Here is a 7794-nt window from a genome sequence, read left to right on the forward strand (position 1 = left end):
AGTTTTTGCCAAGTTTTCTGCGGCCGCCTTCCCTAGGCTTCGTGCCATGAAACACCTCCTCTCCCGCCTCGCCTGGCTGGCCATGCTGGCCGCCGCACCCGCCCTTGCCGCCGACCACCTGGACACGCCCACCCTCATCGCCGACCCGGCCGCCGACATCGGCGATCTCTTCGCCTGGACCGCGGCCGACGGCAAGCGCCTCAATCTCGTCATGGACATCGTCGGCAAGCGCTTCTCCGACCAGGTCCAGTACGTCTTCCACGTCGAAAGCGGCCAGGCCCTGGGCCGCACCACCGCGAGCACGCGCCTGGTCTGCCAGTTCGGCGCTGCGGGCGCCGCCAGCTGCTGGGCCGGCCGTGCCGACCGCCTACAGGGCGACGCGGGCAGCCCCGACGGCCTGGCGAGCCGGAGCGGGCGCCTGCGCGTCTTCGCCGGCCTGCGCGACGACCCCTACTTCAACAATGTGCGTGGCACGCGCAGCGCGCTGAACGCGGCCGGCGATGCCATCCGCAGCGGCCAGGCCGCGCAGGACGCCAGTGGCTTCCGCCGCTTCGATGCCCAGACGCTCAAGCGCATCCCCGAGCTCTGGAGCCAGACCCAGGGCGGCCCGGCCCGCAACTTCCTGGCCGGCTGGACAACTTCGGCCATCGTCGTGTCGGTCGACCTCGACCTCGTCAACAGCGGCGGGCCGCTGCTGGCCGTCTGGGGCCGCACCGAGCGCCGCCAGGCCGTGCCGGCCGGCGAGCCGCCGCCTCCCGGCGCGCCCATCGACCGCATGGGCCGCGCGCTGACCGGCAACGCCCTGCTGGCCACCGTCGGCGACGACGACATCGCCAACCTGCTGAAGGAAGCCTACAACCGCGCCGACTCCACCGGCTGGCAAGGCTTCGCCACCGAGATCGGCCGCAACCTGGCCCTCTACGACAGCTTCGACGGCGTGGCCGGCAACCAGTGGCTGGCCGATCCGCAAGACGGCACGCCCGCCCGCTACAAGCGCCTGGCCGAGCTGCTGGCCGACGACCGCCTCTGGGTCGACAGCCGCCAGACACGCTGCCTGCATTACCTCGCCGTCGAGCGCAACGCCTTCGGCGCGCCGCCTTTGGGCGACTGTGGCGGGCGCACCCCGCTGCAGAACGTCAATGGCGTCTTCCGCTCGCTGCTGATCCGTGGCACGCCCGATGTCGCCGACGACGGCGTCACGCAGGACGACCACGAGCACTCCACCACGGCCTTTCCTTTCCTGTCCCCACCATGATCCGCACCACCCTTCTGACCCTGGCCACCGCCGCGCTGCTGGCCGGTTGCGCCACGCCGCCAGCCACCACCACCCACGGCGCCATCGCCTTGGCCAACCTCGACGATCAGCTGCAGCGCCAGGCCGACGACCCCACCGCGCTCGAGCTGTGGCTGCTGCGCCTGCAATTCCTGGCCGACTACCGGGTGCTGGACCGCGCCGCCGCAATGACCGAAGCGAGCATCGACAGCACTGCCGATCGCCTGCGCCGTGCACGGGCCCGCATGGCCGCGCATCGCTTTGCTGACGCCCGGGTCGACCTCGACGCCGCCGGCGCCACGCCGGCCCAGCGTGCCACGCTGCTGGTGGCCACGGGGCATGCCGCCGAGGCCCTGCCCGCGCTGCAGGCCGAGGCCGAACGCCAGCCCGGCTTCACCAGCCATTGCGCGCTGGCTCGCGGCCTGGCCGCCGTCGGCCGGCTGGAGGAGGCCGACCGCCTTTACGCCCAGGCCCTGCGCGAGCTGGACACGACCTTGCCCTTTCCGGCTGCCGCCCTTGCCTTCGCACGCGGATTGATGTGGTCCGAGCAGGGCGGCGACCCGGCCCGCGGCGCGACCTTCTACGCCGAGGCCCTGCGCCTGCTGCCCGGCTACGCGGCAGCCGGCATCCATCTGGCCGAGATCGAGCTGGCGCGAGGAGATGAGGCCGCGGCCGAGGCGCGCTTGCTGCAGGTTGTCATCTATACCGACGAGCCCGAGGCCATGGCCCTGCTGGGCGAGCTGCATGTGCGACGGGGCGAGGTGGCGCGCGGCCAGGACGAGATCAACGGCGCACGCCGCCGCTACGAGAGCCTGCTGGCCCGCCATCCCGAGGCCTTCGCCGACCATGCGGCCGAGTTCTACCTCGGCGCGGGCCGCGACCCGCAGCGTGCCTGGACCTGGGCCCAGGCCAATCTGCGCGAACGGCCGACGCGGCGCGCCTACGCGCTCGCCATCCGCGCGGCCGAGGCGACGGGCCGCACGGGCGAGGCCCTTGCCCTGCGCCAGCACATGCAAGCCCGTCACGCAGCGCGGGCCGCCTGAGTCCACGGAGCTGCAGAGCGACCCATCAATCGGGCTGCCTGATCAGGTTGACAGCCATCGGCTGACGCCCGTCGAGCACGTCCGTGGTGACCTCCCGCAGCACCACGGCGCCATGCTGTTTGCGCCAGCTGTCCCAGAGCCGGGCGGCATCGGCGTCGATGCTGGAGGGACCGCTGAGCACATAGGTGCGCCCCGTCTTCGTCGTCACCTCTTCGGTATCGATGTGCACGAAGGCCGCGGCGGAAGACACCTTGGCGCAGCCTTCGTCTTCGAGGTAGCCGACGAGGTGCCAGGTGGGCGCGTCGTAGTTGGGCACCTGCACCTCCCATGCGCGCCAGCGGATCAGGACGATCCGCGGCTCCTGGGAAAAGGGGGTGGAGATCCAGAAGCTCATGGGTGCGGCGATGACTTCGTCCCTGGGGCCTTGGCGCTCAACGGTGAGCGCCCCCCAGACGATGCCTACGGCGCAGGCGCGCCGTTGTAGGACTTTGAGCTGCTTGAATGCCAGCCGGCGGGCAACCGTTCCCGGTTAAGGCGTCTTCGCCGCGCTCGGCGGGCTGGCCGACCATTGCTGGCGGTACTCGGCCCGATAGGGCAGCAGGTCGTCGACCTCCAGCTGGCCCAGCTGGCGCAGCAGCTCGGTCGTGACGGTGATGGGGCGGGCGACGCGGCCGCTGGGAGCTTGCTTGGCGAAGGCCCGCCGCAGTTCGTCGGCCAGTTGCCAACCGTGCAGGCCGGTGGGCTCGGCGATGGTGGCCAGCTGCTGTGAGCGACCGGAGCGGATGCGGCTCAGCGCCGTTCGCGAGCCGTCGCCGGCGGCAATGCCGACGATGTCGCCACGGCCCAGGGCCTGCAGCGGGAAGTGCATGGAGTCCATGTAGACGTCGTTGATCGCCAGCACATGGGTCCAGCGCCTGCCGAAGCGCTTCTGAAGCTTCTCCAGCGCGGCCGGCATCTCCTTGCCGGCATTGGAGATCGGCAGGTCCTCGACGGCCAGCAGCTCGCAATGGGCACAACGCGACAGGGCCTCGCGCATGCGCAGCGTCTTGACGTTGGCGATGTCGAAGCGGCCGTCGTTGAAGATGACGACGCCGGCCTGGGCACCAGGCGCCGGCGTGACCAGGGCCGCTGCCATGTCGGCCACGACCAGGGGATCGGTGCTGACGTTGGCAAACAGATAGGGCGTCGCCCCCTGGCGCGCGGCCGCATGCCAGCCGACCAGCACGGGCTTCGGGCCCGAGGACGCCGCCAGGCGGTCGGCGATGTCGCCTTCGTCGAAACCACCCAGCACGATGCCGTCGGCCCGGTCCTTCAGGGCTTCATCGAACAGGCGCCGGATCGTCGCCTTGTCGCCCTTGCCGTTGGCGATGCGCAAGGCCCAGCCGAGCTCCTGGCAGGCCTGCTCGAAGCCGCGATAGACGGTGGTGATGCCGCCGTTGCGGAAGTCCTGGGCCAGGAAGACGATGCGCCTGGGAGCAGCCGTTCCCGCCTCGATCGGTTGTGCGATCGCCGCGCTCGCGGCCACGGCGGCCAGCAAGCCGAGCATCGAGCGGCGCAGCAGGCGGGTGCTGAAGCGGGCGGACGTCATGCATGCAGCCTACCCTGCATTCGCCCGCGGCGGGCGGTCCTCAGTAGATGTCGACCTTGACCTTGTCCACCGTGTATTTGCCGCTGCCGTAGTAGCCCTTGCTGCTCCCATCCCGCGTGAAGCGCAGGTGAATGACGGGCGAGCCGCCCGGGTAGCTGGGCCCGCTGCCGTAGACCGGCACCGGCGCCGTGCCGATGTTGACCGTCGGCGTCTGGTCGACGGTGCGGGTCAGGGACTTGGAGGTCTCCAGTGCCGCGAAGATGTCGGCCGAGTTGTAGGCGCTGCTGTAGTAGTAGGCCGTGCCGATGGCGCTCTTGCTGCTGGTGACGGCCTTGCTGGACCAGTTGTATTTGTCGCCCGGCGTCAGCAGGCTCACGCGCAGGCCATTGACCTTGTAATAGCTGCCGGTCTGCACGCTGGCACCGGCCGTGTCGACGACGAGCAGCTTGTTGGCGCCATAGACCGTGGCCGTCTGCGCCGAGGTGTCGACCACGACGCCGGTGTTCTCGTCGACGCCGAAGCCTTGCGCCACACCGAGGTCGCGCAGGGCCGCGGCCAGGCGCCCCAGGCGCCCGGAGCGGCTGTCGAAATGGGTGTCGCTGAGGATGCCGGCGGGCAGATAGCCCAGCGCCTTCATCGTGGCGCCGTTCTCCAGGTAACGCAGGGCCGTGACACCGTCGCGCGTGTCGCCGAGGGTCTGCCAGCCGGTCACCGGTGTCGCGGGCAAGTCGGCGCCGTAGTAGAGGTAGCCGTAGCTGACACCGGCGGCGTGCATATTGACGTTCAGCGCATGGTTGCCGGCCGAGTCGCCGGCGATGACGATGCTGCCGCCGCCATTGCTCCAGCGGCTGCGCAGCGCAGCGGCCAGGGCCGTGTCTGCGCCGCTGTCGGTCAGCAAGGTACGGATGATCTTGGCCTGGTCGCCGCCGACGAACCAGACCGCGTCGGCCTGGTTCAGGATGGCGATATTGGCCTGGCCCTCGGGCGTGCTGCTGCTGGTGTGCACGCCGTAGTTGTCGACGTGGGCGGTGATGAACTTCGGGCTGAAGCCGTGGGTCTGGAAGAGGTTGTAGTAGCCGCGCTTGAGCGGCATGGAGCCGCTGGCGGGGATGTCGTTGTTGAAGGCGTCCAGGCCGGTGGCGTAGCTGTCCTTGGCGGCCGTGATGACGGCAATGCGCGGGCAGGCCGTGGTGGCCCAGTTGTTGCCGCAGTTGCTGGTGCTGTTGATGTTGGGCGTGAAGCCCGTGTCGCGACCGGTGGCCTTGCGCAGGCCGTTGACGAAGAGGTCGGTGTTGGCGTCTTCATAGGCGCCACCGGAGAGGAAGAGTTTGCCGGCCGCAGCCGGCAAGGAGGCCGCGGCCAACAGGCCGCACAACACGATGCCCACGACTGATTTCATGTGCTCTCCAAGCGACAGGAGGGTGGCGCCGGAATGGCGACCTCGAACCCTGAACGCACGGTAGTGACGCGGTTGTGTCGGTGGAAGGTGGCGACTTGCAGTGGGGCGACGCCGACTTGCGTCGCTGTGCCGGGGCCGGGAATGTCCCGAGCGGGTGGGCCCTTAGGTGGCACGCCAGGCGAGCACCGGTCCGCCATCGTCGATGCGTGCATGCACCGGCGGCTGGAAGCCCGCGGCCTTCAACGCGGCCAATACAGGCTTGTGCGTGTCGGGCACATCCAGCACATGGCTTTCCGCCTGCTCGCCGAGAAAGGACAGATAGACCGTCTGGCGCGGCAGCAGCGCCGCGAGATGGCTGCGCCAGTCGGGGCCCAGGCGGCCTTCGGCCTCGGCCGGGTCACCGGGGTAGAAGCGTGCGCCCAGGGCCTGCCAGAAGGGCGAGTGGCCTTGGGCGTCGCGCCAGCCGGGCAGCTCGCAGACCACGGTGTCACCGAAGTCGGCGGGTCGGTCGCGCAGCAGCTGCTGGGCCGCGGCGACGAGTTGCGGCAACTCGGGCGTCGGCTGCAACTGCGTCAGTTCCGCGGCGCCGGTGTGGTCGTTGCCGAGCAGCAGCGTGGTCTGCACGCGGAACAGGTCCAGTTCGACGGCCGCATGCACGACGCGGCCGAGGCGGAAGTGATAGCGCGGCAGCTTCAAGCCGATGCGGGGCAGGAGCAGGGCGCTGGCGTCGTTCAGCGTCAGTCGCAGGCCGGTGGCTTCCTGGGTCACTTGCACGGCGCTCATGCGGTCACCTCCGTCTGCAGCGGCGTCATCACGAGGCGCTCGCCGGGCTGGGCGCCCACGCGGGCCGCAGTGCCTGCATCGACATCGTGGCCGACTTCGGCCAGCACGGCGCGAAACCGCGCGCGCTCCGTGCAGGCCACCAAGGCCCACTCGCGAGGGCCGCTTGGGCCGTCCTGCACCAGGACGTCCCGCGCCAGCCTCACGCTGCGCAGCGATGCCAGCGGCGCCTCCACCGTCGGGCCGCCGTCGAAGATGTCGACATAGGTGTCGGCGTCGAAGCCCTCGTCCTGCAGCACCGAGAAGGGCAGTTCGCCCACCGGGTGCAGCTGGCCCAGGGCCCATTGCGCGGCCTCGGGCAGCAGGGCCACGTAGATGGGCGAGGGCGGCATCAGGTCGGCGATGCAGGCGCGGCTGCGGCCGCCGATGATGGCCTCGGCCTCGGGGTAGGCCATGCCGAAGAAGCGCCGCCCGACGGCGTCCCAGAACGGGCTCTGGCCGGCCACGTCCGTGATGCCGGGGCTCTCGGCCGCGATGCGCTCGGAGAAGCGCGCCGCGTTGCCGCGGATGAAGAGCAGGCGTGCGCGCGACAGCAGCTGGGCCGCGGGGCCCTGTTCGTAGTCGGGCTCGAGATAGAAGGAGGTCAGCAGCGTGGTGCCCGTCAGGTCGTGGCAGAGGTGCAGGGTGTGCATGCGCTGCGACACGCCCAGGGCCGTGCTGGCGTGCACGACGAACTCGTTGCGGTAGCTGTAGAAGCGGTCGAAGAAGCCGGCGCTGGCAGCGACTCCGGAGCAGCCCACGATGCGGCCGGCGTCTTCCAGCACGAAGAGATAGGTCTCCTCGCCGCTGGCGTCGTCGGGGCTGGCGAAGGACTGCAGCGAGGCGCTGATGCGCGCGCGCAGCTTGGCCTCGTCGTTGGGCAGCGAGCTGATGCCGTCGGCGCTGGCCGCGGCCATGCGCAGCAGGTCGGGCAGGTCGGCCGCCGCCACGGGGCGCAGCAGCAGGGTGTTCATGGGCGGTCTCCGGAAAGAGGTTCGGCGCGCCAGGCCTGGGCGCGCTGGCTGCGCTCGTCGCGCGGCGTGCGGCCGAAGTGGGCGCGGTAGGCGTTGGAGAAATGCGGGCCCGACGAGAAGCCGCACGACAGACCGATCTGCAGGATGGACTGCGAGCTCTGCTGCAGCAGCCGTCGCGCGCGCGCCAGGCGCAGCTCCAGATAGTGGCGCGAGGGCAGGGTGTCGAGGTGCTGCTTGAAGAGGCGCTCCAGCTGGCGGCGCGACACGCCCACCAGCGTGGCCACCTCCTCGGTCGGCAGCGGTTCGCCAAGGTTGGCTTCCATCAGCGCCAGGGCCTCGGCCAGCTTGGGGCTGCCGGCGCCGCGCTGTTCGCTGTAGCCGCCGCGCTGACGCTCGTCGCGCGGTCGCAGGCCTGCCAGGCCCAGCGCCTGCAGCAGCTCCTGGCCGAGGCGCTCGCCGTGCTGGGCGGCCAACCAGGCGCAGCACAGGTCCATGCCGGCCGTACCGGCGGCGCTCAGCCGGTCGCCGGCGGCGTTGATGTCCCACAGGCCCTGGGCCCAGGCGACTTGCGGCTGGGCATCGGCCAGGCCGTCCAGCAGCGGCCAGTCGGCACAGGCGCGCTGGCCGTCGAGCAGGCCGGCGGCGGCCAGCCAGGCGGCGCCGGCGGCGAGGCCACCGAGCGCGACGCCGTCCGTGGC

General features: G+C 70.9%; 8 protein-coding genes. 2 read left to right on the forward strand and 6 right to left on the reverse strand.

Annotation, left to right across the window (positions count from 1 at the left end):
* Window positions 1-46 precede the first annotated feature (46 nt).
* Together AC1DW3_RS25835 and AC1DW3_RS25840 are read left to right on the forward strand one after the other, a co-directional pair.
* The gene (locus AC1DW3_RS25835) at window positions 47-1255 is read left to right on the forward strand and encodes a hypothetical protein (RefSeq protein ID WP_477936278.1); all 1209 of its coding nucleotides are present in this window, start codon (window positions 47-49) and stop codon (window positions 1253-1255) included.
* The gene (locus AC1DW3_RS25840) at window positions 1252-2316 is read left to right on the forward strand and encodes a tetratricopeptide repeat protein (protein WP_477936280.1); all 1065 of its coding nucleotides are present in this window, start codon (window positions 1252-1254) and stop codon (window positions 2314-2316) included. The genes AC1DW3_RS25835 and AC1DW3_RS25840 overlap by 4 nt, the downstream gene beginning before the upstream one ends.
* A 25-nt stretch (window positions 2317-2341) precedes the next feature.
* Here the strand turns inward: AC1DW3_RS25840 and AC1DW3_RS25845 are convergent, their stop codons facing one another.
* The 6 genes from AC1DW3_RS25845 to AC1DW3_RS25870 form a co-directional block, all read right to left on the reverse strand.
* Entirely contained in the window at window positions 2342-2710 is a 369-nt protein-coding gene (locus AC1DW3_RS25845; RefSeq protein WP_477936282.1) for a hypothetical protein, read from the reverse strand.
* 135 nt (window positions 2711-2845) lie between these two features.
* Window positions 2846-3904, reverse strand: a complete 1059-nt coding sequence (locus AC1DW3_RS25850; protein ID WP_477936284.1) for a substrate-binding domain-containing protein — start codon at window positions 3902-3904, stop codon at window positions 2846-2848.
* A gap of 40 nt (window positions 3905-3944) precedes the next feature.
* Window positions 3945-5303: a cyanophycinase gene (locus AC1DW3_RS25855; protein ID WP_477936286.1), complete on the reverse strand. Its 1359-nt coding sequence runs from the start codon at window positions 5301-5303 to the stop codon at window positions 3945-3947.
* Window positions 5304-5465: 162 nt separating this feature from the next.
* Window positions 5466-6086: an arginine N-succinyltransferase gene (locus tag AC1DW3_RS25860; protein WP_477936288.1), complete on the reverse strand. Its 621-nt coding sequence runs from the start codon at window positions 6084-6086 to the stop codon at window positions 5466-5468.
* A complete protein-coding gene (locus AC1DW3_RS25865; RefSeq protein ID WP_477936290.1) occupies window positions 6083-7096 on the reverse strand; it encodes an arginine N-succinyltransferase in 1014 nt (337 codons plus the stop codon). The genes AC1DW3_RS25860 and AC1DW3_RS25865 overlap by 4 nt, the downstream gene beginning before the upstream one ends.
* Window positions 7093-7794: helix-turn-helix domain-containing protein (locus AC1DW3_RS25870; protein ID WP_477936292.1), on the reverse strand; the 702-nt coding region annotated here is incomplete at its 5' end. The genes AC1DW3_RS25870 and AC1DW3_RS25865, both read right to left, overlap by 4 nt.

The organism is Roseateles sp. P2_H4, from assembly GCF_056403315.1.